Origin of the sequence: Variovorax rhizosphaerae (assembly GCF_037889975.1) — a bacterium.
Lineage (GTDB): Bacteria > Pseudomonadota > Gammaproteobacteria > Burkholderiales > Burkholderiaceae_C > Variovorax > Variovorax rhizosphaerae.
Map to the genome: position 1 here is coordinate 166,663 of NZ_JBBKZT010000011.1, position 25,413 is coordinate 192,075.

Genomic DNA, 25,413 nt, shown 5'->3' on the forward strand with positions numbered 1-25,413 from the left:
AAGCCCGTCGCCCGGCGCGCGGCAGCAGCATAGTGGGGGTCATGTACATGCCTGCGCTAGGTCCAAGCCTCGCCCAGCGCCTTCGCCTGTTGCAGCACCAAGTCAACGGCGCCCTCCTGCTGATCAGGCGGGTACTTGTACTTGCGCAATATCCGTTTGACCATCAGTCTGAGTTTTGCCTGAACGCTCTCACGGGCCGACCAATCAACGGTCATGTTGGCGCGAAGGTTCGCGGCCAGTTCGCTCGCGATCAGCTTCAAAGTTTCATCGGTGAGTTCACGCACCGCCGACTCGTTGTTGGCGAGCGCGTCATAGAAGCGCACCTCGTCTTCGCTCAGTCCCAGAGCCTCGCCACGTCCGGCGGCCTCACGGAACTTCTTGGCCATCTGGATCAGCTCTTCCATCACCTGCGCGGCTTCGATGGATCGGTTTTGATACCGCTGCACGACGTTGGCCAGCATGTCGGAGAACCTCCTCTCCTGGACCACGTTGCTGGCGAACCTGCTCTTGATTTCGCCTTCGAGCAACCGCTCCAACAGTTCAACGGCGAGGTTGCGCTCGGGCAGGTTGCGCACTTCAGCTAGGAACGCATCGTCGAGGATTCCGATGTTGGGCTTGTCGAGGCCCACCGCATCGAATACATCGACGACCTGATCGGAAACCACCGCCGAGTTGATGATCTGGCGGATCGCGAGTTCGCGTTCTTCATCGGTGCGACGCTTTTTCGTGAGGTCGCGCTTCGTCAAGATCACCTTGACGGCTTGGAAGAACGCAACCTCCTCGCGCACCGCCTTGGCCTCGTCGAGAGTGCAGCACAGCGTGAACGCATGGCTCATGGCGAGTGCGGTATCAGCAAAGCGTTGCTTGCCGTCCTTGATGCCAAGCACATGGTTAGCGGCACCTGCCAGTGCCTTGTGGCCGTCGGTCAGGAAGTTGCTGTAGTCGAAGCCGTGCAGCATGGCTCGCAGCACGTCGAGCTTCTCGGCGAGCACGCTGTAGGCTTCATGCGCATCGACCGTTGGCCGTCCACGTCCGTTGCTGGCCGTGTACTCCTTCAACGCCGATTTCAGCTCGTTGGCGATGCCGATGTAATCGACCACCAGGCCGCCTTGCTTGTCGCGAAAGACTCGGTTGACCCGTGCGATGGCCTGCATCAGGTTGTGGCCCTTCATTGGCTTGTCGATGTAGAGGGTGTGCACGCAGGGCGCATCGAACCCGGTCAGCCACATGTCTCGCACCAGCACCATGCGCAAGGGATCAGCGGGATCCTTGAAACGCTTCTCCAGCCGTTTCTTGACCTGGCCGCTGTAGATGTGCGGGCGCAGCAGTGCCTTGTCGCTCGCGGAGCCCGTCATCACGATCTTGATGGTGCCTTTCTCAGGGTCGGCATCGTGCCAGTCCGGGCGCAATTTGATGATCTCGTCGTACAGGTGCACGCAGATATCTCGACTCATCCCGACGACCATGGCCTTTCCGGTCTGCGCTTTGCTGCGTTCCTCGAAGTGCGCCACTAAGTCTGCCGCCACGCTCGCGATACGGGGCTCGGCGCCCACGACTTTTTCGAGTGCGGCCCAGCGGCTCTTGAGCTTGGCTTGCTCGCTGTCTTCCTCGTCCTCAGCCAGCTCATCGACTTCTGGATCGATGCCGGCCAGCTCGTCCTTGAGCCCCAGCTTGGCGAGCCGCGACTCGTAGTAGATCGCCACCGTGGCGCCGTCTTCGCGCGCCTGCTGCATGTCGTAGACATGAATGTAGTCACCGAACACGGCGCGGGTGTCGCGGTCCTCGCTGGAGACTGGCGTGCCGGTGAACGCGACGAAGGTCGCGTTGGGCAATGCATCGCGAAGGTGTTGGGCGTAGCCGACCTGGTATCGCTCAATGGTCGAGGTAGACGGTGCGGAGGCGACTCCGGGTGCGGCGGCTTCTCCCGATCCGGTGGTCAGCACGGTGACCGTCGCCGGACGCTGCTTGACGGTCTTGAGCTTGGCCTCGAAGCCGTACTGCGTGCGATGTGCTTCATCCGCCAAGACAACGATGTTGTGACGGTCGGAGAGCACTGGAAACGTGTCTTCATCCTCGCCCGGCATGAACTTCTGGATGGTCGCAAAGACGATGCCACCGGAAGGTCGGTTGCCAAGCTTTGCGCGAAGGTCTTGCCGGGTAGTTGCCTGCACGGGCTGTTCGCGCAACAGGTCCTGCGCGAGCGAGAACACCCCGAACAGTTGGCCGTCAAGGTCGTTGCGGTCGGTGATGACAACGATGGTGGGGTTTTCCATCGCGGCTTCCTGCATCACGCGCGCCGCGAAGCACGTCATGGTGATGCTCTTGCCGCTGCCTTGGGTGTGCCAGACCACGCCGCCTTTGCCTTTGGTCGATGCCACGCCATCAGGCCGTGACGCCGCAACCACCTGCGCAATTGCGGCCCGCACGGCGTGGAACTGGTGGTAGCCCGCGATCTTCTTGACGAGCTTGCCATCGTCCTCGAAAAGAACGAAGAAGCGCAGGTAGTCCAGCAGATAGGTCGGGGCCAGGACGCCTCGCACCAGCGTTTGCAATTCGTTGAACTGGCCCAGTGGGTCGAGCGTGACGCCATCAATCGTGCGCCACGCCATGAACCGTTCACGGTCCGCTGACAGTGAGCCCAGCAGCGCCTCGGTGCCATCGGAGATGACGAGCACCTCGTTGTACTGGAACACATCAGGTGTTTGTTCCTTGTACGTCTGGATTTGCTCGTATGCCTTCCAGATGTCCGCCTTCAAGTCGGCTGGATTCTTGAGCTCGAACAGCACAAGTGGCAAACCGTTGATGAACAGGATGATGTCGGGGCGACGAGGACGTTGCGGGCCCTTAATGGCGAACTGATTGACCGCAAGCCACTCATTACGCGCGGGGGCAGTCCAATCGATCAGCTTGACGAAGTCGCCACGCGTTTCCCTGTCCTTTTGGAACTCCACCGGAACGCCGGTGACAAGAAGCTGATGGAAGCGCCGATTGGCCGACAAAAGCGCCGGGATGCCAAGGTCGAGCACCTGCTTGAGGGCATCGTCGCGGGCGGTCGCGGGAATGCCGGGATTGAGGTTGGCAATGGAGTTGCGCAGTCGCTCGACAAGCACGACCTGGCGGTAGTCTGGGCGCTCGGGCGACGCGCCATCAGGCGCGATGTCGGGACCGTAGACATGGGTGTAGCCCACATCGGTGAGCCAGCCGAGGGCTTCCTGTTCGAGCTGGTCTTCGGTCATGGGCGCGTCCTACTGGGTGAGGGTCTCTGCGTCTGGGATACGCAACTGCCCAGATATAAGGCGAGGGAGCAGAGTGTCACGTAACGCGCTCAAAGTCTTGGCCTCCTCTGTGCCTTGACGAATCTGCTCGAACAGGGGGGCAATCATCAACCCAAAGACTTCAGCTACCGCGCGCGTAGGCCGAAGAAACGGGATTCTCCACATATTTGCTTGACTGAGCTTTGCTTGAACGGCCCCCGTAATGTAGGGGCGAATGTCCATACGTCTAAATGCAAGTAGTAGATGCTCAGTGCTGATCCCTTCTTTTCCTTGCAGCACATGTGCATGATTGTTGACCCAGATTTTTCCCCATACGTACTGAGTGACGGGTAAACCATTGGAATCGGCAACAGACCCATCTTCACCAGTTAGCAGGAAGATTCCATCGAAGAGATAGCTATCGACGTGGTCCATCAGTGCGGCTGCGCCGAAATAGGGATAGATTCCCTGTCGCTTCGCTCGCTCCTGCCCGGCAAGCGGAACGCGCTGTGAATCAAATATTGAGACAACATCCTTGAGGCTATCGTAAGCCCAGCCCTTAGGCACCATTCCCAACTCCGATTGCTCAAAGTCATCAGGAAACAGCGCCGCAGTGACCTCGTCCATGCCGGTAGGAGCGATGCCTTGCTGCTTCGCGCGGACTGGATCAAAATCGACGAACCACGATTTGAACATCGCCTGCGCGATGGCTTCTAAAGTGGAATTGGATTCGTGAAGCAGCGCGATGCGGTCGTCGAGTGCTTGCAGTGCATCCGAGATGGCGAACTGTTGCTTGACCTCTGGAATGCAGACGTGAAAAGCTTTGGCTTCGGGAAAGTAGATAGTCTGGTGAGTGGTCCCGCTGGCGAACCGCAGCATGCTTTTGTGCTCGCTCAACAAGATGTACTTGAGGAACCTGTGATCCAGCGCGGGGGTACAAACCCAATTCACAAAATCTTGACTTGTCGCCATTGGCCGCCCCATCACAACAACGTAGCCAACCGATGCTGTTCGAGACAGGCATACCGTGTGGGCTGGAAGCACCCGGGCTGATGAGTTCGCTATGCCAAGTTCATTGGTGTGCTGTTCGGTGTCAAGAAGCGTCGCGCCATGATTTCGCGTTGCATCGCGAATTCCGATCCACGGGATATCACCACCCCACCACTCGGGGTGCCGCCGACTTGGTGTATGGCCACTTTCTAATCGGGCGACCTTTGAAAGTGAAACCCAGCGCCATCCCTGCGGCGGTATCGATGTCGGCATGCCGACGGACAGGGAAAACATGCCGCGTATGACGCCCTTCGATGCGGGCCGCCCCCCAGTTCGGGTCTGTAACTCGTCAGTGAGCTCAGAACTCATACCCGAGTGCTCCCAGCTTCTGCCTTATGAGTTGATCAAGCTCAGCGCCACGGGCCATCTGCTCCCCTAACTTCTCGGTGAGCTTCTGCATTTTGTCGGCGAACTCCTCGTCGTTGTCCTCTACTTCTTCGGCGCCGACATACCGGCCCGGCGTCAACACATGCCCGTGCTCGCTAATTTCGGCCAGCGGCACCGTGCGACAGTAGCCGGCCACATCCTGATACGCACCCGCTCCTGTCTCACCACGCCATGCTGCCACCGTGGCGCCGATGCGCTCGACAACCTCGTTTGTTAGCTCGCATTGCACTCGGCTGATCATGGTTGCGATCTTGCGGGCGTCGATAAAAAGCACTTCACCTTGGCGTGCGCGCTTCTCCTTGACCAGGAACCACAGGCAAGCCGGTATCTGGGTGTTGAAAAAGAGCTGGCCGGGCAGTGCGACCATGACCTCAACTACATCGGCCTCTACCATCGCCCGGCGGATTTCGCCCTCACCGTTCTGCGGTGAACTCATTGAGCCATTGGCAAGCACGATGCCCGCACGGCCCGTTGGCTTGAGGTGGTGCAGCATGTGCTGGAGCCACGCATAGTTGGCATTGCCCTGCGGCGGATCGCCGTAGTGCCAGCGCGCATCGCCCATCAAGCTCGCGTGCCACCAGTCGCTGATGTTGAATGGCGGGTTGGCGAGAATGAAATCAGCTCGCAGATCGGGATGCTGGTCGCGCACGAAGGTGTCCGCGGGTTCGCGGCCAAGGTTGAACTCGATGCCTCGAATCGCGAGGTTCATGGCAGCCAAGCGCCACGTGGTCGGGTTGGCCTCCTGCCCGTAAATCGATACATCGCCGAGCTTGCCCCCATGCGCTTCGATGAACTCCTCGCTCTGCACGAACATGCCTCCGGACCCGCAGCAAGGGTCGTAGACCTTGCCGTGGTGCGGCGCAAGCACAGCGACCAGCGTCTTGACAATGCTGCGGGGCGTGTAGAACTGGCCGCCGCGCTTGCCCTCGGCGCTGGCGAACATGCCGAGGAAGTATTCGTACACCTCGCCGAGCACGTCGCGGGCCTGCGCGGCGTCTTGGCCAAAGCCGATGGTGGACACCAGATCGACCAGTTCGCCGAGCTTGCCGTCCGGCAGTTGCGCACGTGCAAACCGCTTGTCCAGGATGCCCTTGAGTTTGGGGTTCTCGACCTCGACCAACGATAGCGCCTCGTCGATGCGCTTGCCGATTTCGGGCTGTTTGGCGGCAGCGCGGATGCTTTCCCAGCGCGCCGCCTCCGGCACCCAGAAGACGTTGACCTCCTTGTAGTAGTCGCGGTCTTCGAGTTCGGACTCGATCAAATCATCGGTGGCGTCGGACAGGTGGTAGGGGTCGGTGCTGTCCCCAAAGCGGCGCATGAGTTCGGCACGGCGTGCGGCGAAGGTATCCGAGGTGTACTTGACGAAGATCAGGCCGAGCACGAGGTGCTTGTACTCCGCGGCATCCATGTTGGCGCGCAGCTTGTCGGCGGTGGCCCAGAGGGTCTTTTTGGTTGTTTCGAGCATGTGAGGAGAGGCTTCAGTGCAACCGATCTTAGCTTTGGCCAGTGAAACAGCAGGTTCCCAAAGGAGGTGCCGCTGGGCTCAGGACCGAGGGACGAGGACTGGGTGGAACTAGTTCACGCATGCATTCCATATCCTCCGGTCTCCTCTCGTGGACGAGACCCGCGCAACTAAAATTGTGCTGAGCCGCAGCGCCTCGCTGCGCACGCCCGATCCACACCTCAGCTTGAGGTGGGCTCGTATCGGCCCGAGCTTCACGCAGCTCCTCGCGCCGACACTCTTCCTGTCTGAGCTGCGTTCTTCGAGCGCATTCTGTCCAGCGAATGATGGAACCGTGCGCTTCCACGCTCGCGAAAATTGATTCTCAAAGTTCATACCCACTATGACAACCTGAAAGTGGCGCGGAACGCGCCCGCGGAAGTCATTCGCGCCGCCTACCGCGCGCTGAGCCAAAAGCACCACCCCGACAAGAATCCGGGCAGCGCCGAAGCGGCCCGCGTGATGGCCATCTTCAATGCCGCCTACGCTGAGCTATCTGATCCGAACAAACGGGCAGCACATGACGCTTGGATTACTTCACAGGAAAAATTGACTGGTCAAGCATCTGAGCAGGTGCTTGCCGCGAACGCCGCACGCGCTGCGCGTGGAACCCCGCATTCCAGCGACTTCAATCCCTCTCCTTCACACGCCGCCGGGAAATCAAGCCTCAAACCGTCGCAACCCAATGACCTCACCGCCCTCTACATGCTCGGCGGCTTGGCGTCGTTCATTTTTGTCATGGTGTTGCTGGCGTCGTCATTCCCTACGCAGCCCGAGCAGCACGTAGTGCGTGCGGTCGTAGCAACGCAAGAGCCCGCCACCCCAGTGACACGTCAGTCACCCCAGACGCCACGAGAGGCGTCCCTATCCGCAAGTCCGAAGGTCGCGACCCAGACATTGCCCGTCTCGACACGCTCGCGAGATCGTGGGCTCGGTGACGGTGAGATTTTCTCAGCCACCGCCAAAGCGGCAGGCGATCCTCGAACGCCGAATGGTCAACGTTGGCCGACATCGGCGGGGTACTTGCCTGGCTTCAGGCAGTTGAACAACAACGGGCTTTCAACGCTGACGATTGACAACAGCCAGATGAACTCGAACGCATATGTCAAGGTTGTCGATTTGCGCGCGGACAGCAGGAGCAAAGGCAGTGGGAGAGTGCGTCATATCTTTATCCCGGCCCACGGAAAATTCACCGCGCGCAGCGTCTCTGCCGGCAACTACGACGTTCGCTACCAAGACTTGAGTACGGGGTCAATCTCCAAAACCGAGCCGTTCGTGCTGAAGCAATTTGCCGACGATCGCGGCACTACATCAAGCAGCGTGACCCTGACCCTCTACAAGGTGCAATTCGGCAACATGACCTCGCAGTCCATACCCGAGAGCGAGTTCTGAGCAGCGTGGGCCGGGCGGATGCGAAGTGCATCTTGCAGCTGGCGTTGCGCTACATGAAGTGATGCGAAGCATCGAAATCCCGCGCCGAGCGAAATTTGCCGTCTACACCAGCCCGACCATCGCCCAAGCTGCCACGTCTTCAGGGCCGCACCTGGCCCTTGAGTCGTCGGGGCCATGCAGTGACCACGTCGGCGGGGACCAGTAGCTCCCAAACTGGCATGCCATCTTCCACGACGAAGTATTCGCGCAAATTCACTTCGCGAGGGACTTCGATCTCGATGATCGCGTCCCCTTCCACTTCATGTAGTATGCCCACGGCCTCCAGCGCGAGCGAGACACCCCGCCCGACGGCCTCCTCGACGCCCGAGAGCCTGCCGTTGCGGAAGCCTTCCGCCAGGATCGACTGCGCACGCTCGCGAGTGGTCGTATGGAAAAGCATCACGCGCCCTGCGTCGTTGTACTCGGCACGCTTCAGGGCATCGTCGCATGCGTCGCCCACGTCCAATGCGATTGCAGCCAGCGCCGCGTCTACCAGGCCACGGCCACGCAGCGCCTGCCGCCACCGCTCGGGGATGCCCTGCGGGCCGTACAGCGCGCCGGCCAGGCCACCGGCAATGCAAGCCGTGGTGTCAGTGTCATGGCCCAAGGCAATGGCGCTGCGCACGGCGTCTTCAAACGAACTGGTTGCCGCGAGGCAATCGAACGCCGACCACAGCGAGTCGAGAACGAAACCGCTGCCGCGACCTGGCGTGCGGCCTGCGAGCAGCGTGCTGAAGACCTGAGCCTCATCAGGCTTGAGGAACGCGGGCAACGCCGCGCACGCCCGCTCATACGCGGCATCGAAGGGCTGCCCGGCGAGCAACTCGCGCGCGACGAGCACATACAGCGCGCAGGCGAGCTGCGACCACAGGTGCCCATGGGTGGGTAGCCCCTGCAAGCGCGCGAGGCGCACAGCCTCGGCATCCGAGGTCGCCATGAACGCCACGGGCAGCACGCGCATCAACGCGCCGCTGCCGTTGTCGCGCTCACCCACCGGGCCGGCCTGAGCTGCCGGCGTGCCCTTCGCGATGCGCTGGAGCGCGGTACTCGTCTGGATGCCGACATCGAACACGACGCCGTCCGGCGTGTACTTGCCATCGCGGCGCCAGGCCAACATGCGCTGGGCGAAGTCGTCCACCGTGAACGGCGTGACGGTCGTGAGGCTGTCGAGGAGCGCGAGCATCAGCGCACCGTCGTCGCTCCAGGTGCCGGGCGGCACGCCGGCATGCGCACGACGAAAGCCCTTGGGCGGGGTCATGTCGATCAGGTGCTTGGGCGGCAGTTCCTCGGGCGCGTGGAATTCGTAGGGCACGCCCAAGGCGTCGCCGATGAGGACGCCGAACACAGCGCCGCGAACATGGTGCGCATAGAACGGAAGGGAAGCTTCAACGGTCAGGGAAGCGGACAAGGTAAACGTGGGCAAGCAATTCATATTCGGGCAGGCAAAGGGGGCGACTCTGCACCGGGAGGCACCCGCTGCACTCAACAGCAAGGCAGCACTCTCAGCGCCGAAACAAACCGAATTGTCCGGGCTGGCCTGCCTTCAGTGTCCCTTAACATCAGAAAAAACTTGAAAGGTCGCAGTGGCTTCGAAACTCCTCAAGACCAACCCCGACGCCCCCGTGACAGTTGGCGCTCGTGTGCGCTACTCTGCCTCGCTTATCCAGCAGGGCGCGAAACAGTTCTTCAGCTTGACGATGCCGACGAATGTTCTAGCGAAATGCTGCTTCGTGACATCTAGGCACGAAGACCCTCAAGCTGGATTTCAACGGGTCTTGGACGCAAAGCGCGCAAAGGACATCGCCGACTACATCGACTCTGGAGCTGGGACCATTCCGGGATCGATCATTCTTTCAGCACAGCCTGATGCGAACTTTGCCGTTGTCGGTGGAGGAAAAACCGCTGAATTCACCTTCACCCCGAAGTCATTCTTGGTGCTCGACGGCCAGCATCGCGTGTACGGTTTTTCCTTGGCCTCCTCTGCATTTCGGGTTCCGGTCGTCGTGTATTCGGGTCTTTCACACACTGAAGAGGCGCGCCTGTTTATTGACATCAATACCAAGCAACGAGCAGTGCCGAACGAGTTGCTCTTGGACATCAAGCAACTTGCGCAGCGTGAAAACGATCGCGATGTCTTACTACGTGAGACTTTTGATCTGTTCGCTGCTCAAAGCACCAGTACGTTGCTCGGACTCATGAGCCCCTCTTCACGCCAGTCTAACAAGATATCGCGCGTCACTTTCGGGCACGCATTCAGGTCGGCGCTCTCCGTTTTCAGCTCGCCCACGCCTGAGTCGGTCTTCGAAATCACCAATGCGTACCTTGCAGCGTTCGCAGATGTGCTCGAACAACTTGGTCTGCACAATCGCATAACTTCGCCTGCGGTCTTCCGGGCCATCATGAACACGTTCCCTGAAGTGGCCCGAATCTCCGCGGCCCAGCATGGCAAGAGTTTCAACAAGGCTAAATTTGCTGCCGTCATCAACCCCATTGCGGACCAACTCACTGCTAGCAAGTTTGACAAGGCCGCAATTAGCGTTAAGACTCTTTCGGAACTCTTGGCGGGACTCATAAAAAAGGACTTTAGCATTTAGGCGGCGGTATTACAGCCGCCATGGCTATCGCAAATTCAATGCGCCTCCTTTGGCTGGGAGGGCTGACAGATTGCACGGGTGCACGATCGTGTAATACCGATAGATTTTTCGCGTCACGCAATTTGACGGTCTCTGCCATGGACGGCAAAGAAACAACCCTCTACATTGGCAACCGTCATGGTGCGGTTCAATACTTCGCGCATGAGGCAGATCGCTTCGCCTCTGCAGCTTTCGAATCCATATTGGTTGGCGTGAAGAATCCGACTTTCCCCCGGTCAACTGGTTGGCTCCTGATACGGGCCTACTATGCAGCTTTTTTCGCCATGCATTCGCTAATGCGACTGCATGGCTGGGCGTGCGTTCGTCTTTCATCGGCTAACTTGAAAGCAATCAATAAGGATGTCGCGCTGTTTTTTTCAGGCAGCGGATCGCTTAACGCAGGTCTCTATTTCGTTAAAAGTAACGACGGGGCGAGGGAATTGATTTGCAGTCCGCTCGATACGTCCGCAACACATGACGCGCTGTGGTCCGTGGCGCGCGACTTCTTTAATGAAATCGGGAGCGTGGTGCTTCAAGGCAATAATGCTGAGGGTCAGGCGCTAGTTGCGCTCCTAGACAAATTGCAGCGTTTGGCTGAGCCTTTCGGGGGCACGAAGTGGTTCTCAACGCTCCGCAACCGAATCAACTATGCCCACGAATATGGCACGTGGTTTCCCTACCTCACCTCCACCAGCGACTACGATCGAGTCGATGCGGCCTTGGGCGTTTGGAAGGGAATGCCAGAAGACGCCTTCGCGCATCAAAGTGACGACGAATTGATTGGGTTCGCCACCGCTTGCGGCTTTATTGTTTCGTTGTGCTGCACTACTGTGCGCGACCTAACGTTCCGATCGAGATCCAATTCGCCATTCAGGGGCTCTTCAGGGCGACTGGTTTGAGGCGCTCGCACGAACTTAGCTCTCAAGCGCGGCATCGATGACTACCAATGCCTGCTGAGATGCATCAGCCACCCCTTCCGCCAGGATGGCGCGGGCTTTGGCCAAGGCTTGCCGGTAGTGGGGCCCATTGGCCATGACATGCACTGTGGCCTCGAAGCTGCCCATCGTCTCAACCTGCTGCGCGAGTTGTCGCCGCTCGTCGTCCGTCTCGGTATCGCGGACAGCCCAGTGTCGATTGAGCTCGGCCACCGTGCCCGCAGGGCATTCGATGATGGCCTCGGTATGAAACGGCGACATGAGATAGCTCCACGGTCCGGGTGCGGCATCTCGGGCCAATTCATTGGCGCTGAAACAACCACCGAATTCTTGATCGTGGACCACAGCACTCTCGCGCGGTTCGGGGCCGTCCGTGGAAACAAGGTGCAGCAGTCCATCGAATGCGGTGACGCGCCAACGTTTCCCGCAGAACCAGATGGTGCTGCCGGGAATAAAGTCCGATGGGCTCATCGCGGTAGGCGTCCGGCGCGGAAGCAGAGTGTGCGGAGAGAGACGCCGGAAAAGGTGGATTCAGGAAAGAAAGTGTTGCTGTAGCGGGTCATTGGGGGCAGGCGGCGCGCTGATTGAAGCATGTTAGTGCAACGTGGTGCATCTTTAGGAATCCATCTCCATGCTGCTTGCGGATGCCTGGTGAAGTGCGCGAATATATTGCGTCTCTCAGGAGCCTATATGCCCAGCCCGGATTTCGGCGATCCTCAAATCCGTCAACTCTATGACGCCGCGCGGCGCGCCGCCCAGGCCGAGGCTTTCGTCAACCGCGTGCGATGTGGGGCGACGACCAGGCGTGGCGTTCAGTGCGGGCATGCGGTGACTCCGGGGCGGGCGTTTTGCTGGTGCCATGGCGGACGGCGACTGAGCGACTACATCAACCCCAAGGATCGTTCTGGACGACGCAAGCAGCAGCCCCTCGCGCAGCGGGCCGAACGGCAGCACGCGGCGCGCATGAAAGTCCTCTGGAAGCGCGATCCCTTCGTGCAAGGGTTCACCGTGCTGCTCGATACCGACGGCGTCCGCCGACGGGACGAATGGCTGCGCGCCAACGGCGTTGAGCCGACCTACATGGCGCCCGCCACATTGGACAAGGCGAGTTGGAAAGCCTACCTGCTGGCGCGGTCGGGCATCGACATGCTGGCAGATGTGCGAGCCCAGGTGGTCGCGGACCGGCTGCGGCAGGAGGATGAGGCGCTGATCGAACCTGCGGGCCACCATGTCGATATGGCCTGCGCGTCGGAGCAAGCAGCGTGGTGCAAGACACTGCGGCCCGCGCCACCGGGTGCGAAGTGGCACTCTCCATTGGGCCGCAAGCCGGTGCGGGTGTGGGCCGCACAGGAGCAGCAGCGTGCCCGCGATCGAGCGCTGCTTGCCAGTTCGCCGCAGACGCGGGCTGAAGCTCTGAAGCGTGAGCTGGCGCGAAACCGCTTGCTGGCGAGTGCCAATTTGCGCAGGGGGTGAACAGGGTGTTTTTAGGGGGGAGGTGTAGGTTCTCTTTCTCTCTTCGTTCACACCGCTTATATGAACGTGCAGGGGTAGCAAAAAATCACCCTTTTCACCCTTGTCTTCACGGCGGCTTCGCCCCCAGCTCGGTGGTGGGTAGCGGCGCGGGAACACGTTCAAGGTCGAAAAACGGCGTTTCGTGGGCAACGAGCTGAATGCCGGCAAACCAGACTGCGTGGTTGCGTTCGATCCTGGCAATACCGAGCGCCCCACCTAGTTCCATCAAGTTGTCGTAGAACGTCGTGCGCTTGAACGACTGCGTACCAGTTTCTTTGGCGTACACGCAGTACCTGCTGTAGAGAAGTTCCCCCGATATTTCCGCCGACGACACGAGCGAGCACCAAGACGGATCGACAGCAAAGGCTGCGGCTGAATTGTTCGCGTAGCGCCATCTCCTGACTTCTTCTTCGTGCGCAGCGGTCGTGGGCAGCGTGCCTTGTGGCAGTACAGCAGCACCTTCCAGCAGCCACCCCGCCACTTGAGCCAACTCGGTGGCGATGATCTTGTCGGCCAGACTGACAATGACTTCGCCGCTCGCGCGAGCCTTCTCGAACACCACAACGCGCCACCGGACGAAGAAGGCATTGCTGCGGTCGGTGGTCGGCGGCAACTGGTTGCCGTTGAAGATGTGGGCGCAGAGGCAAACGAAATGGAAGGGTCGATGTGTCGGGTGACGCCCCTCGATGACGTCCCCACCTGTCACCGTCTTGAATGCTCCCCCGGGAATCGGCGCTTGGCTGTCCAGTTCTCCAACGATGTTCAATCGCCGCCCCGCCAGCGCCGCCACGAAGTATTCTTTGTCCCACTTTGCTGGGTTGGTGGCGCCCACCATGTCCTTTGGAAACAGGCTCCTGAACACGGCTAGGACAACGGACTTGCCCGCGGTGGTCGGTCCTTTCAGACACAGCGCGACCCGATATTTCCAGAGCGTGCCCACCAGCGCGGCGCCCAGACACAGCCGCAGAAGGTGAACTTGTTCATTTCCACGCGCGTGCGCACCCATGCTGTCGGTCAGCACCTTGATGAACATGGGCGGCGGGCTGCCGAATTCCGGTTCGGTCGGGAGGCGCATCCGCTGGCGGTGGTCGGGTGTCAGCAACTCGCTCACGACCTTGCCCCCGTCTACGCGCCAGAATTTATCCGGTCCCGCCACCCCGGCTGGTGCCGCGTCGAAGAAGTCGGCGTCTTCCACTGCATTGGCTGCTAGGGTGGCGATGGCTTTGAAGTCGCCCGACTTCATTACGTTCTTGCGCCCACCGAAATGTCGTCCAACGTGAACCGCAGCTTGGTCCAGCGCAAGTGGCTCCCAGAGGTTGTCGTTCACGGTCCAGAAACTGCCACGCGAGTAGACGGGCCGGTGCCCCGTTTCCATCTCGATGCGGTCGATGAACGCCATTGCTACTCCATAGTGATCGCCCTTGCCCTGCACCTGTGCGGCGCCAAGGCCCTGCGCCGCAGCTTTGCGCGCTTGCTTGAGTTGGTACTTGACCAACCATTGGGCAGCCGACTGCCGACTGTGCGCGCGTCGGCGCAGCACGACTTCGGCCAGCGCGTTCTCCGAATCGGTCAGCACCGAGATCATCTCCACATCGGTGAACCCCGCGCGGGCCATCTCGATGCAGGCTGCATAAACGCCTAGGCTGCCATCGCTGTTGTAGTGCTTGTCCAGACCAGCCTGATGGCGGATTAGGTCAACTGCGTCCTGCGGCAGGCCACGCCCCTCAAGAATGACGTTGGCAATGAATTGCACTGAGCCAGGGCTGGTTGTCGGTTCCTGCGCCCGTGCGCCATGCGGCGGTGTGGCCCGGTTGCTTGGTGCATGGGTGTCCCACAAGGCGTGCCACTTTGCCAGCATGGCCGAGTCAGATTGGCGAATCGCATCGAAACCAGGCAACACCTGACCAGTGATCGTCAGGTACCGGCCAGCTTTGGACGAGTCGTAGGCTTCGCGGCCCAGCTTGTTGTTCGTATAGTGCGCGCCAGGTAGCTTGCCCTTGCCGATGATGTGCACGCCGTCACCCGAAGGAGACAGCTCGGCATACGTGCTCAGTTCGCGGACGGCCTCCTGCGCATCGGCGGAAAGCCTGCGCGCGGCATTGGCATCGGGCGCGATGCAATTATCCAAGTCGAAACCGAACGTCTGCATCGGATCGTCAGGGCAAAACACGCGCCCCATTCCATCGAAAAATGGCGATCCATTCGGCCTGCGCAGCGCGAGAGCTGCGCGGGCTTCATCGAAGCTGCACCAGGTCGCGGAGTTGGTTGTTGACGCCAAGGAGCCGTCGCGTTGCATGGGCGGCTTGGTCCATTTGAGTTTGCCCTGCTTGTCCTTCTTGGGTACGAAGCGCCACATGACGAAAAACTGACCTGCCTGCAACTCGTGCGGGATCGCGTCGAAGTTGATGGCCGGCGCTTTGGGCTTCGGCGGCGCCTTGGCGGATGAGGGCGCTAACGCCGTTGCTGACAGAGCTTTTGGTAGAGCTGGTGGCGGCGATGGTGCTGCTGGTGGCGATGGTGGTGGTGATGACGGCGGTACACACGGCGGCGCCATCGGTACCGCTCGCACCAGCAACTCCGGCGCAACCTGCTCCAGGTAGGCGACACAGGCGGGTACATGCTCGGGCATCACATCGGCCAGCTCGCGCGCATCGCGCTCCTGCGGAGCGAGGACGAACCTCTGTCCGAGGCACTGCTGCACGTCGCGCTGCGACGCGCCGTGCGTGCGCAGCAGCCGGGCCATGGTTCCGATAGTGAAGCCTTGGGGCAGGATGAAGACGGGCGGATTCGAGGTCACTTCCGGCCACCTTTCCCTTTGGTCGCCGACTTGCGCTCCGCTCGCTCCGCACGACCGCGCGCGCGTCGCTCTGCGCGGTTCAACGGGACATCGGAAAAGGAAATGCGGGAGCCTGTTGCGCCCGCCTGCTTAGTTTGGGTCAGCTCTCGTGCTCTTGCGGCTTGGCCGCGATAGCGAGCGCCCTTCAGGGCTATTGACATCTTGGTCTCCAATGTGAAAACCAGCGAGCCCGCGAGCGGTTGCGTCCGCATCTGGCGACTGCCAAAATTCGCAGCACCTTGTCCAAGTGCGCTTCGGGTCAGCCGACGTGTAAACGCAGCCCTCGTCCGGTCGTCGCCGGCGGGGGTTTTGCCTTACGGGGTCGCGGTCGAAACCGATGTCTTGCGCGAACGCTTCGCCGCCGCGGCCTTCGCCACGGCGAGCGCGCGCAACTCGGGGTTTTCTGGGCTTGACGAAGGACCTCGCTTCTTAAGCCGAGTGGCGCGGCGTTTCTCCTTCGCGCACTCGTGGGCCGCTGCACTCACAGCCTTCGCCACGCGCGCAGTGTTTGGCTTGGCCGGTGTGCTCAGTTTGGCAATCAGATAGGCATCCACCGCCGACTCCAGCCACAGGCGGCAGCCGCGTGCGGCGAGCTGTCCGGGCTTGGGAAAGGTGGGGTCGCTCTTTTCAAGGCGGCATAGCGTGGACTTGCTGATCCGCGCCTTCTTGAGGAATTCGGCTGTGTCGATGATGCGGAACGACTGAGCAGTCGTTTCGGGCAATGAAGTGTCCATGATGAGTCGCGTGAAAGCATCGAGTTCCACATGCTGATCGCAGCTTGCGGTGCGCTTTCCTCATCTCGGTGACAGTGCTCTTTTACGTCCTGATCGGCGTGGACGCCGCCGCATACCGCAGGCGGATCCGGGTGCACCCGGCGTTCAAGAATTTTCAGTTGGGAGTCGGGGTCGGCATCCGATGCTGCTTCCCCGACTGTGAGGCCCGGTATGAATCTACGCCGCTTTGCGTGCGTCAGCAAGGGTCACGACATTTCCTGAAGCGTCAGGCGTCACCAACGCGGCCAATTTGGCGCCGTAGGCGTCCATCAGCTCGCTCATCGCCTCCTGATAGTCGTGGAAGTCGTAGTGCAGCGCGCCGATGCCCTTCATGGCGTGATCTTGAATGCGCTCGCGCACCTCGTAGTCCAGGCGCCACTTGCCGCCGAGGGTATGCCATGTACGTCGCAGGTCGCGCGGTGTGAAGGGGGCCACCTCATGGCGTTCGCACCAGCGCGACACGAAGCGCGACAACGACCGATGGTCGCGGGCTTCCAGCAGTTCCTTGCCGTCACGGTCGGTTGCAGGAAACAGCCAGGGGTTGACCGTGCTAGTGCGTGCCGCAAAAACCTGTCGCCACAGGTCCAGTGCGAGCGGATGCAGTGGGACCACATGCGGCAGCTTATCCTGCGGTCGGCTCGACTTGCGCAGCTTGCGCCTGATCTTGCGGTGTGCAACCGGGATGCTCCAGGTCTTGGCGTCGAAGTCGATGTCCTGCGCGCGCGTCATCAGGGTCTGCTCGACGCGCTGCCCGCAGGCCAGCCCCAGCAGCAGCGCTAAACGGGTGCGGTCTTCCGCCTTCACTTCCATTTGGGCGCCCTGCCCGCCTGTCACGATGGTGGTCTCGTGCAGGCCCCGCCACAGGCGCTGCACTTCGCTCTCACTGAGGGCGCGCACGCTGCGCCCGGATTCGTCTTCCTCCGCGGTCGTGTCGGCCCTTTCGGAGACGGCCAAGCCGGCGAAAGGGTTGCGCTCGATCCCGAAGGCTGCGCGCTCGGTGGCGTCCTTGAGCACGACGTTGTAGGCGGCGCGCATATGCGTGAGCGCATGCTGGGCCAGCGACAGGCCGCGTGCCTCGTACTTGCGGATCAGCGCCTGGGCGGCGCGGTCGTCAATGTCGGCCACAGGTTTGCCGAGCATCGCCAGCACGGGCTTGAGCTGCACTCGCGAGACGCCTTTGCTCGTCAACGTCTCCGCGCTGGGTTCGCTGTAGAAGGCGTCCAGCAGCACCACGCTGGGTCTGCGCAGGCGCTTTTGCTTGGCCAAGTACACGTCCAGCAGTTCGCGCACCGTGCGCCGGGCGGCCTTGCGTGCCGCGGCAGTCTCTTTGGCTTTGCGCTTGTTGGCCTGCCGCTGCGCCTTAGGGTCGTCGCCGTCGCCGGCAGCCTCGTGCAGTTTGCGCGCCTGCTCGATGGCCGTCTCAATCAGCATGGTCTTGGCATCCCCAACCCGCAGCCGGGGGCGCTCGCCGGTTGCTGGGTTGGTGACGCGCACCGACCAGGACATGCTGCCACCAGGCGACACAACCAGGTGCAAGCCGGCCACGTCGCCGCTGTGCGCCTTGTCGATGTAGCGGCGCACGGTGGTTGCCACAGGTTGGAGGTCCGTGAGGCTCAGGCCGGTTTCATGCGCCAGGCGGCGCATCAGGGCGGGTCGCTCGATGCTCATAGGGGATCTTGCGGATTGCGTGGACCACTGCCATTCCAGTGGTCCAAAAAATGGTCCAAATAGTGTGGACCATTATGCAACGTCATGCAACGTTATGAGTGGTCATAGGCAAGATCTCTCTTATGCAGTGCAGGTCTGCGGGGTGCATCTGCAATGTCCTGAAATGTCTTGGCGAACCCTGAAGTTACCCTTCTAAGCAGGTTGTCGGGGGTTCGATCCCCTCCGGACAGGCCAGATCACACAGCATGATGGCCGGCATGTGCCATTCACGCATTTGCCGGGCACGCTGCGCAGAGGTACAAATGGGGACGAATCCTGCTGTCCCCTCCTCGCAAGCTCCGCCCTCTGGTGTTCATCGTCCCTGCAACAGTGCGAGGGCATGCAGGGGCGCCATCCTCAAGGCATTTTGTGAAACACATCAAGCAACTGATCCTCGCCGGCGTCTTCGCCCTTGTCGGAGTTGCCATGCTGGCGCCCGCCACGGCGTCGGCCGCCAAGTCGAAGAAATGTCATTGGGACAAGAAGACGGGCACCATGGTCTGTCAGCGACCGGCCCGCTGATGGCCGCCTGACGCCGAGATAGCCGGGCCCGGGTGGGCCGCCTTGCGGCCAAAGGTCGAACGCCCGTGCATCCTTCCAGCTCTCGTGGCGGCAACTTGTCCCGCACGCCGCCAGCGCAGTGACGGATAGGATTGATGCAATGAGGGCCTTCCACCGATTTCACCGCCAACTTGGCGTCGACAACGACGGGCGCGATGTCAGGAGGGTCGTGTACCTGGCGCTGGGCGCGGGCGTGCTGCTGGCGGTGATCAAGACGGTGGCCGCCGTGATGACCGACTCGGCATCGATGCTGGCCGAAGCGGTGCACTCCTGGGTGGGGACCGTCACCGACGGCTTCCTGGTCGCTGCGTATCTCGCGGCCCGGCGGCCTCCGGATGCAACCCATGTGCTGGGCTACGGGCGCGAGTCCTATGTGTGGTCGCTGTTCGGGTCGGTGGCCATGCTCACCGTGGGCGCGGAAGTCGGCGTCTGGCGTGGCTTGCATCAACTCGGCACGGCGGACATGACGACCGACTACGCCATCGGCTATGTCGTGCTGGCAGGCTCGTTCGTGTTGCAGACCTGGTCGTTCGCGCAGGCGGTGGCCTTCGTGCGCAAGCGGGCGGCCGAGCTGGAGCACGGCGTCTTCGCGCATGTGTTCAAGACCTCCGACGCGCAGTTGCGCACCGTCGTCATCGGGGACTTCATCGCGCTGGTCGGCATCGTCGTGGCCGCGGCAGGGATGGCGCTGCACCAGTGGACGGGCAAGGTGGCCTGGGACGCGGCGGGCTCGTTCATCGTCGGGCTGCTGATGGGCGTGGGCGGCCTGTACCTGATCCTCACGAATCGCCGCTTCCTGGCGGGCGCGCCGCTGTCGCCGGCGCAACGCCTGGGCGCCTTGCGCGCGCTGGCGGCCATGCACGAAGTGAAAAGGGTCACCTGGCTTTACGGGGAATTCATCGGGCCCGAACGCGTTGTCGTCGTGGCACGTGTCGAGCTAAAAGGCGAGCATTCGCAAGCCGAACTCGCACGCACGCTCCGGCGCCTGGAGTTGTCGATCATGACGAACCGGTACATCGGCCGGGTCACGCTGAGCCTGTCCGCACCGGAGGAGCCGGACGCGCACTGACGCACCAGCCCAAAATTCTTGTCGGATCGCCAAAGGCGGCGCAACATCGCCGTCCTGATGGCGTAGGCCACGCTTCAGGGAGCAGGAGGCGATGCGCGCGGGGGCACCGGGCCCGCCGATTGGACTTCGGTCCGCAGGAGGCGAATCCATGCCCGCTCTTTCCGTGATCGACCTGGCGATGTTCCTGCTGGAGACGCCGGAGCGTCCCTTCAACATCGGACCGCTCGTCGTGCTCGATCCGCCCGCGCGCGGCCGCGCCGACTTTGCCGACCGCCTCATGGCCCGCATGCTGGAGCGGCCTGCGGGCGCACCGTTCAACTACAGGCTGCGCACGCCGCCCCTGGCCATGCCATCGCTGGAACCCGACGCCGAAGCGGATGTGTCGAAGCAGGTGCACCGGATCACGCTGGAAGCGCCCGGCAGCCTGGAAGACCTTTGCGCGGAAGTCTGCAGGCTGCATGAATCGCGCCTCGACCTGACGCGGCTGCTGTGGGAGATGTACATCATCGACGGCCTCGAAGGCGGGAAGGTGGCGCTCTACGGCAAGACGCATCACGGCATCATCGACGGTCGCGGCTTCGTGCAGGCCATCTCGCACTGGCTGGCCGTCTCGCCCGATGACCTCGAGGTGCGTGCGATGTGGGACGCCCTGCCCCGGCGCGCCCAGCCCGACCCCGTTCGCGCATCGGTCGTGAACCGCCTGACCGACCTGCTGCGCAAGGTGGGCGGCACCGCCGCGACCGCCGCGGATCTCTACGCCATGCTGGCGCAGCAGGGCCTGAAGGCGCTCGGCGTTTCGGGGGCGAAAGGCTTGTCGCTGCCTTACGCCGGCGTTCCGGGTGCGCTGCGCGGGCGTGCCTCGGCAAAGCGCTCGCTGGCTTTCTCGACGCTGCCCATCGGCGAGATGAAGGCCATCGGCAAGGCGACCGGCTCGACCGTCAACGATGTGCTGCTCGCCGCCCTGGACATGGCGCTGGCGCGTTACCTGAACGAGCGAGGCGAGCGCGCGAACCGGCCGCTGGTGACGGCCATGCCGATTGCGCTGGCGAATGCGGCAGGCGGCAACCAGATCGCCGTGCTTCAGTTCCCGCTCGGCGCGCCGGGGCTGGGTCCGGCAGAACGCCTCGCGGCGATTCGCGCGGAGACTGCAACGGTCAAGGACGTGATCGAAAAATCCAGCAACGAGACGGTGATGCTCTACACGACGCTCGTGCACGGCGTGCCCGCGTTGGTCGAAAAGATCGGCTTGAAAACGGGCTTGCCTGTGGCCAACCTGATGGTGTCCAACCCCTTCGGCTTCACGGAGAAGCGCTACCTGATGGGCGCCCCGGTATCGTGGGCGCTGCCCGTGTCCGTGGTGCCCGCGGGTCAATTGCTGAACGTGACGACAGTGACGCTCGACGAGCGCCTGCAGATCGGTTTCCTGGCGATGCCCGAGGCCGTGCCGAACGTGGAGAAACTCGCGGGCTATGCCGCCGAAGCCTTCGAGGAACTCAAGAAGGCGGTGCTGGGGGAAGCTGCGTTGGCGGTGGATGTGGCAAAGACCGCGACCGCACGCAAGCGGGCTGCGAAGACGGCTGCACTTGCCCCGGTCAAGACACCGGCAAAAGCGACCCGCGGCGCCGCGAAGAAGCCTCGCCGCAAGGTCGGTTCCGGGGCCTGACGATTTCTCGCCACGTCGCGGGCGACCCCGCCGCCCCCCGGGTATCGGGCACAAGCCAAGCGGGTGTCGGCGGTGATCGAGATCGCGGCAGCGCTGCTGTCCCTGCCCTGGTTCCAGCGGACCGCGTGATGCCTCACGCCGTCGCCATCATCCGCTCCACCACGTAGTCACCAATCGCCAGCGACGAAGTCAGGCCGGGCGACTCCATCCCGAACAGGTTCACCAGCCCTTGGATGCCGTGCTGCGTTGAATCCTGGATGACGAAGTCCGTCGCGGTGTTGTGCAGCGACGAGCCCGGGCCGGCCAGGCGGGGGCGAATGCCGGTGTAGCCGGGCTGCAGGTCGCCGTCCTGCAAGCCAGGGTAATAGCGGCGGATGGCATCGTAGAAGGCCGCCTCGCGCGAGGCGTCGAAGCGATAGTCCACGCCGTCGCGCCAGCTCAGGTCCGGGCCGAACTTGCATTGCCCGCCCAGGTCCAGCGTGACATGCGCGCGCAACGCGCCGTCGCGGCCGGTCGGGTACACGAGGTGGTTGAACGGCGACTTGCGCGCCAGGCTGAAGTAGTGGCCGATGGCGTAGTAGAGCGTCGGCACCTGCTCGGCCGGCATGCCCGCGATCGCCTTGGCCACGCGCTGCGCCCCCAGTCCCGCCGCGTTGACGACGGTTCGGCAATGGATCCGCATGGACTCGGGACCGCCCACTTCCAGCGCCACGCCATCGTCATCCGCCGCGCCGCCCGTCACCGGGCTTTGCAACGCCAGCGTGGCGCCATGGCGCTCCGCATCGCCGAGGTAGCTGAGCATCAGCGCATGGCTGTCGACGATGCCGGTCGAGGGCGAATGCAGCGCGCCGACGCACAGCACCTCGGGCTCCATCGCGCGCGCCTCGTTGGCGCCCAGCAGGCGCAGGTCGTTGACGCCATGCGCCGCGCCGAGTTCGATGTACTTGTGCAGATCCGCCAGTTCCGATTCCTGCGTGGCGACGATCAGCTTGCCGATGCGCCGGTGCCCGATGCCGAGCTCCGTGCAGTAGTCATAGAGCGCAGCCTTGCCCGCCACGCACAGCCGGCCCTTGAGCGCTCCGGGCGCATAGGTGATGCCGGCGTGGATCACCTCGGAATTGCGCGCACTGGTCTGCGTGCCGATCGCGTTCTCGCTCTCCAGGATCACGACCTCGCGACCCGCCATCGCCAGGGCACGCGCAATCGCGAGCCCGACCACACCCGCGCCGATGACGGCGCAATCGATCTTTTCCATGGCCTCAGTCCAGCTTGATGCTGGCCTCGCGGATCAGGCCGCCCCACTTGGCATGCTCGGCCTTGATCAGCGCGGCGAACTGCGCCGGCGTGCCGGTCACGGGAATGCTCCCTTCACTCGAGAGGCGCTCCTGCACATCCTTGCGGCCGAGGATCGACACCACCTCCTTGTTGAGCAGCGTGACGGCGTCCGCAGGCATCTTCGCCGGGCCGACGAGGCCGAGCCAGGTCACGGCTTCGAAGCCGGCAAAGCCCTGTTCCGCCACGGTCGGCACCTTGGGCAGGGCCGGTAGCCGCTGCGCCGAAGTCACGGCCAGCGCACGCACCTTGCCCGCCTGCACCTGCGTCATCACCGAGACGCTGTTGCCGAAGTAGGCCGGGATCTGCCCGCCGAGCAGGTCGGTCATGGCCGGGCCGGCGCCCTTGTACGGCACCTGCAGGACCTGGATGCCGGCGCGGCGCGAAAGCAGCTCGCCCGCCAGGTGACCCACGGTGCCGCTGCCGGCCTGCCCGATGCTCATCGTCCCGGGCTTGTCCTTCGCAGCCTTGACCAGATCCGCCAGCGTCTTGTAGGGCGAGTCGTCGCGCACCACCAGCACGACCGGCTGCACGGCGATCTCGACGATCGGCGTGAAGTCCTTCAGCGGGTCGAACGGCATCTTCGAATACAACGCCGGGTTGATGGCCAGGTTCGCGGCCTGGCCCATGCCGATGGTGTAGCCGTCCGCCGCAGACTTGGCGACCGCGTCCAGGCCGATGTTGCCGGCCGCGCCCGGCCGGTTGTCGACCACCACGATCCACTTGTGCAGCGCGGTGAACTTCTCGGCGACGAGGCGCGAGGTGGTGTCGGTGCCGCCGCCGGGCGGGAAGGGCACGATGAGCTTGATCGGCTTGCTGGGGTACGCCCCCTCGGCGGCCCAAGTCGCGGCAGGCGCGACGGCGGCGGCTGCGAGCGCCAGTGAAGTCGACAGGATGAGATTGCGTCTGTTCATGGAAATGCCTCTTGGGTTCTTGAAAGAGTGACGGTTCATACGGCTTTGCAATCGAGCGCAGGACAAGGCGGAGCGCCGCAGGCAGTGCTGTATGGCGTTCCAGCGCAGTTGCGCGTTTGATTGCGAAGTCGCTTCAGATCGGCAGGCCCTTGGCCCGCAAGGTCGCGTCGAAGCGCTCGGGGTCGGACTTGCCGGCCGCGTTGTCGGCGCGGATCCTGGCTTCCTTGACCAGGTGGGCGCGGGATCGCGAGAGCACGTCTGCGGCTTCAGCGGCGGGAATGGCGATCACGCCATCGGCATCGCCGACGATCAGGTCGCCGGGCAACACGGCCAGGCCGGCGCAGGCGATCGGCACGTTGATCTCGCCCGGGCCGTCCTTGCTCGGCCCGCGATGCGTATGGCTACGCGCGAAGATCGGCATGCCCTCCTCCGCCCATTCGCACAGGTCGCGCACGGCGCCGTCGATGACCAGGCCGCCCAGCTTCTTCGCGACGCAGGTGGTGCGGATCAGGCCGCCGACCAGCGCCTGCGACACGTCACCGCCGCCGTCGATGACGAGCACGTCGCCGGGCTGCACCATCATCAGCGCCTTGTGGATCATGAGGTTGTCGCCAGGGCGCACGCGCACCGTGACGGCGGGGCCGCACAGCACGGTGTCGAGGCGGCCGTGGTACTGGCGCAGGCCGACGGTGCCGATGTTGCGGCTCATGGCGTCGCCGATGGCGGCCACCGGGATCTCGCGGAACGCGGCGACGATATCGGCCGCGGGGCCTTCGGCGCGGGGGTTGATGCGGTAGCCCGCGGGCCATTGCACGGGCGCGGAGGTTATGGGGTTGGTGGTCATGCTGCGACTTCTGAAGTAGTGGATGTGTGGGTACGAAGCACCTGCGGATTGACGCAGGCGGACGGGTCGGCCGGGCTGCCCTGCAGCCAGCCAAGGACGTTGCGTGCGGCACCGCTTGCCATGCCGGCCAATGCGGCTGGCGTGGAGCCGCCGACGTGCGGCGTGAGCACCACGTTGGGCAGCGCGGCGAGCGGGCTGCCCGCGGGCAAGGGCTCCTGCGCCATGGTGTCGAGCCCGGCGGCATGAAGCTGGCCGCTTTGCAGCGCGTCGATCAGCGCGGACTCATCGACGACCTCACCACGCGCCGTGTTCACGAGGATCGCGCCGCGCGGCATAGCCGCGAACTGCGCCGCGCCCAGCATGTTGCGCGTGTGCTTGTTGAGCGGGACGTGCAGGCTCAGCACATCGGACAGCGGCAGCAGCGCATCAAGCGATGGCAGCATGCTGACGCCAGCCACGGGACTTGCGCCGGCCTTCAACGCAGGGTCGAAGGCCACGACTTCCATGCCCAGCGCCAGGCACACCATGGCCACGCGCTGGCCGATCTGCCCGAAGCCGACCAGGCCCAGCGTCTTGCCTTGCAGCTCGACGCCATCCTGTGTGCGAGACCAGCGACCCTCGTGCAACTCACGGTCCATCCAGCCGATGCGACGTGCCGCGGCAAACATCAGGCCGAGCGTCATCTCCGCCACCGACTGCGCATTCGCGCCCGGCGTCACGTACACCGGAATGCCGCGCGCGGTGGCTGCATCGACATCGATGTTGCTCACGCCGACGCCATGCTTGGAAATCACCTTGAGCGTCGGGCAGGCGGCAATCGCCTTGGCCGACAGGGTCACGGTGCGCGAGATCACCGCATCGATCGGCTCGGTGGCCATCAGGTGCTCGACCTCTTCGGCGCTGTCGGCATTCTTGAGGTAGATCACCCGCGCCCCGGCCTGGGTGAGCAGGTCTACGCCTGCCTTCGCCAGCTTGGGTGCGGTGACCAGAACAGTCAAAGTCATGACGTCC

General features: G+C 62.9%; 19 protein-coding genes. 7 read left to right on the plus strand and 12 right to left on the minus strand.

Annotated elements, in window-relative coordinates; all coding sequences use genetic code 11:
• Positions 1-56 precede the first annotated feature (56 nt).
• From WKW82_RS23565 to WKW82_RS23575, 3 genes are all read right to left on the minus strand, one after another.
• Positions 57-3,236, minus strand: coding sequence for a type I restriction endonuclease subunit R (locus tag WKW82_RS23565; RefSeq protein ID WP_340344767.1), 3,180 nt, complete (start codon positions 3,234-3,236; stop codon positions 57-59).
• Positions 3,237-3,245: 9 nt separating this feature from the next.
• The gene (locus tag WKW82_RS23570; RefSeq protein ID WP_340344768.1) at positions 3,246-4,538 is read right to left on the minus strand and encodes a restriction endonuclease subunit S; all 1,293 of its coding nucleotides are present in this window, start codon (positions 4,536-4,538) and stop codon (positions 3,246-3,248) included.
• 64 nt (positions 4,539-4,602) lie between these two features.
• Complete coding sequence (locus WKW82_RS23575) at positions 4,603-6,156, minus strand: class I SAM-dependent DNA methyltransferase (RefSeq protein WP_340344769.1); 1,554 nt, start codon at positions 6,154-6,156, stop codon at positions 4,603-4,605.
• Positions 6,157-6,510: 354 nt separating this feature from the next.
• On the opposite strand from WKW82_RS23575, the gene WKW82_RS23580 reads away from it, so the two are divergent.
• Positions 6,511-7,584 carry a J domain-containing protein gene (locus WKW82_RS23580; protein WP_340344770.1) on the plus strand — a complete coding sequence of 358 codons (1,074 nt, stop codon included), beginning with the start codon at positions 6,511-6,513 and terminating at the stop codon, positions 7,582-7,584.
• 139 nt (positions 7,585-7,723) lie between these two features.
• Here WKW82_RS23580 and WKW82_RS23585 read toward each other — a convergent pair whose 3' ends face one another.
• Positions 7,724-9,031: an ADP-ribosylglycohydrolase family protein gene (locus WKW82_RS23585; RefSeq protein ID WP_340344771.1), complete on the minus strand. Its 1,308-nt coding sequence runs from the start codon at positions 9,029-9,031 to the stop codon at positions 7,724-7,726.
• 175 nt (positions 9,032-9,206) lie between these two features.
• Between WKW82_RS23585 and WKW82_RS23590 the strand changes: the two genes are divergently transcribed.
• Both WKW82_RS23590 and WKW82_RS23595 read left to right on the plus strand, forming a co-directional pair.
• Positions 9,207-10,217 (plus strand): DGQHR domain-containing protein, encoded by a 1,011-nt coding sequence (locus WKW82_RS23590; protein WP_340344772.1) that lies wholly within the window; start codon positions 9,207-9,209, stop codon positions 10,215-10,217.
• Between the two features lie 137 nt (positions 10,218-10,354).
• Positions 10,355-11,155: a hypothetical protein gene (locus WKW82_RS23595; RefSeq protein ID WP_340344773.1), complete on the plus strand. Its 801-nt coding sequence runs from the start codon at positions 10,355-10,357 to the stop codon at positions 11,153-11,155.
• Positions 11,156-11,170: 15 nt separating this feature from the next.
• Here WKW82_RS23595 and WKW82_RS23600 read toward each other — a convergent pair whose 3' ends face one another.
• A complete protein-coding gene (locus WKW82_RS23600; RefSeq protein ID WP_340344774.1) occupies positions 11,171-11,662 on the minus strand; it encodes a hypothetical protein in 492 nt (163 codons plus the stop codon).
• 219 nt (positions 11,663-11,881) lie between these two features.
• On the opposite strand from WKW82_RS23600, the gene WKW82_RS23605 reads away from it, so the two are divergent.
• On the plus strand, positions 11,882-12,664 hold the full coding sequence (locus WKW82_RS23605) for a hypothetical protein (RefSeq protein WP_340344775.1): 783 nt from the start codon (positions 11,882-11,884) through the stop codon (positions 12,662-12,664).
• 106 nt (positions 12,665-12,770) lie between these two features.
• Here WKW82_RS23605 and WKW82_RS23610 read toward each other — a convergent pair whose 3' ends face one another.
• The 3 genes from WKW82_RS23610 to WKW82_RS23620 form a co-directional block, all read right to left on the minus strand.
• Entirely contained in the window at positions 12,771-15,500 is a 2,730-nt protein-coding gene (locus WKW82_RS23610; protein ID WP_340344776.1) for a hypothetical protein, read from the minus strand.
• A gap of 353 nt (positions 15,501-15,853) precedes the next feature.
• Complete coding sequence (locus tag WKW82_RS23615; RefSeq protein ID WP_340344777.1) at positions 15,854-16,273, minus strand: helix-turn-helix transcriptional regulator; 420 nt, start codon at positions 16,271-16,273, stop codon at positions 15,854-15,856.
• Between the two features lie 216 nt (positions 16,274-16,489).
• The gene (locus WKW82_RS23620) at positions 16,490-17,893 is read right to left on the minus strand and encodes a site-specific integrase (RefSeq protein WP_340344778.1); all 1,404 of its coding nucleotides are present in this window, start codon (positions 17,891-17,893) and stop codon (positions 16,490-16,492) included.
• Between the two features lie 495 nt (positions 17,894-18,388).
• On the opposite strand from WKW82_RS23620, the gene WKW82_RS23625 reads away from it, so the two are divergent.
• The 3 genes from WKW82_RS23625 (at position 18,389) to WKW82_RS23635 (ending at position 21,312) form a co-directional block, all read left to right on the plus strand.
• A complete protein-coding gene (locus tag WKW82_RS23625) occupies positions 18,389-18,541 on the plus strand; it encodes an HHHH-motif protein (RefSeq protein WP_340344779.1) in 153 nt (50 codons plus the stop codon).
• Positions 18,542-18,680: 139 nt separating this feature from the next.
• Positions 18,681-19,649 (plus strand): cation diffusion facilitator family transporter, encoded by a 969-nt coding sequence (locus tag WKW82_RS23630; protein WP_340344780.1) that lies wholly within the window; start codon positions 18,681-18,683, stop codon positions 19,647-19,649.
• A gap of 148 nt (positions 19,650-19,797) precedes the next feature.
• The gene (locus WKW82_RS23635; RefSeq protein ID WP_340344781.1) at positions 19,798-21,312 is read left to right on the plus strand and encodes a wax ester/triacylglycerol synthase domain-containing protein; all 1,515 of its coding nucleotides are present in this window, start codon (positions 19,798-19,800) and stop codon (positions 21,310-21,312) included.
• A gap of 133 nt (positions 21,313-21,445) precedes the next feature.
• Here the strand turns inward: WKW82_RS23635 and WKW82_RS23640 are convergent, their stop codons facing one another.
• The 4 genes from WKW82_RS23640 to WKW82_RS23655 form a co-directional block, all read right to left on the minus strand.
• Positions 21,446-22,567 (minus strand): NAD(P)/FAD-dependent oxidoreductase, encoded by a 1,122-nt coding sequence (locus WKW82_RS23640; protein ID WP_340344782.1) that lies wholly within the window; start codon positions 22,565-22,567, stop codon positions 21,446-21,448.
• Between the two features lie 4 nt (positions 22,568-22,571).
• Positions 22,572-23,558 (minus strand): Bug family tripartite tricarboxylate transporter substrate binding protein, encoded by a 987-nt coding sequence (locus WKW82_RS23645; RefSeq protein WP_340344783.1) that lies wholly within the window; start codon positions 23,556-23,558, stop codon positions 22,572-22,574.
• Between the two features lie 133 nt (positions 23,559-23,691).
• A complete protein-coding gene (locus tag WKW82_RS23650; RefSeq protein ID WP_340344784.1) occupies positions 23,692-24,402 on the minus strand; it encodes an RraA family protein in 711 nt (236 codons plus the stop codon).
• Positions 24,399-25,406 (minus strand): hydroxyacid dehydrogenase, encoded by a 1,008-nt coding sequence (locus WKW82_RS23655; RefSeq protein WP_340344785.1) that lies wholly within the window; start codon positions 25,404-25,406, stop codon positions 24,399-24,401. Before WKW82_RS23655 ends, WKW82_RS23650 begins: the two co-directional genes overlap by 4 nt.
• Positions 25,407-25,413: the final 7 nt, after the last annotated feature.